The 1,294-nt window shown below is 56.1% G+C and carries 2 protein-coding genes; one reads left to right on the top strand and one right to left on the bottom strand.

Annotated features, from left to right (window positions below; translation table 11 throughout):
- Positions 1–215 (bottom strand): Het-E N-terminal domain-containing protein (locus tag ASN18_RS12940; RefSeq protein WP_236861738.1); only part of this gene is annotated, 215 nt, incomplete at its 3' end.
- 215 nt (positions 216–430) lie between these two features.
- Between ASN18_RS12940 and ASN18_RS12935 the strand changes: the two genes are divergently transcribed.
- A partial coding sequence (locus ASN18_RS12935; RefSeq protein ID WP_085053200.1) for an AlbA family DNA-binding domain-containing protein occupies positions 431–1,294 on the top strand: 864 nt, incomplete at its 3' end.

The following is a 1,294-nucleotide window of genomic DNA, read 5'->3' as shown; positions in this document are numbered from 1 at the left end:
TTCAGAAGCAGTTTTCGGCCTTCAGATTCCGGGTTTTCCTCCAGGGCTTGCACGGCCTGGGGCACGGCATGGTCGCGGCCCAGTGTGCGGGTGAGCCAGCCTTTTACCTGATCATAACTGTCCTTGACCACATGCCCGCCGACTTTGTCGGCAACGAAAGGCAGGGCGGTCGCCAGTGTTGCGGTAATTCCATCCAGTACTATGGTTGGTTCCATGACTCCTCCAGAGTGTTGTTCGGGCGAGACAACGGGGCAACAGCGAGGGTACTTCCCTTTTCCGGAAAAGACAACGACAGAATGGACCGCAAGGTGGCACGTACCGGCCATTTTGCGTGTGCGCACTGCCTGGGGAGTGACTCTGTGCCATCCATGGTGTACCATCCCGTCATCCTGGTGTGTCTGGTTGTTGTGGGTTGCATGGGGGAAATGGTATGACGAATGAGGAGTTGGAAACTCTGCTGGACGAGATGGAATCGGACCGGGTAGAGCGCAAAGAGTCCTTTTCCGCAAACAAGGGTGCCATCCGTCAGGCTGTGTGCGCCTTTGCCAACGACATGGGAAACCACCAAAAGCCGGGCGTTGTTTTCATTGGCGAAAAAGATGCAGGAGGCAGTGCCAATCTCGACATTACGGACGAGTTGCTGCGTGATTTGGCCGATATACGCTCGGACGGAAACATCCTTCCGTTTCCCGTGATGCGTGTGGAAAAACGCATTCTGAAAGGGCGCGCCATGGCGGTCATTCTGGTCGAACCATCCGACTCTCCGCCAGTGCGCTACGATGGTCGAATATGGATTCGCGTGGGTCCCCGTCGTGCGACGGCCACAGCGGAAGAGGAACGCCGACTGAATGAAAAACGTCGCACAAAAGATCTCCCCCACGATCTGGAACCACTCTATCAATCTTCTGTGCATGATCTGGATCTGGACCTGTTTCGTCGGACCTATCTGCCCTCTGCCGTGACACCGGAAGTGCTGGCGGAAAATGGCCGCTCTGTGGAGCAGCAACTGGCTTCCCTGCGCTTTGTGACCATGGGAGACCCTCCCGTTCCGACAGTGGTGGGGATGCTGACCGTTGGAAAATCGCCCGTCAATTTCATTCCCGGTGCCTATATCCAGTTTTTGCGTGTGGACGGTATCAGGCTGGGAGATCCCGTCATGGACCAGAAAGAGATTCATGGTCCCCTGCCAGAACAGGTGCGGCAGGTGGAGGATGTCATCCGGGCACATGTGCGTATCTTCACCGATATCCAGTCTTCTGCTACGGAAATTCGCCGACCAGACTATCCTTTGGTG

This window comes from Candidatus Magnetominusculus xianensis (assembly GCA_001541255.1).
GTDB classification, from domain to species: domain Bacteria; phylum Nitrospirota; class Thermodesulfovibrionia; order Thermodesulfovibrionales; family Magnetobacteriaceae; genus Magnetominusculus; species Magnetominusculus xianensis.
Note: the sequence above shows the minus strand (reverse complement) of the source record. Positions and strands in the feature narration are given on the sequence as shown.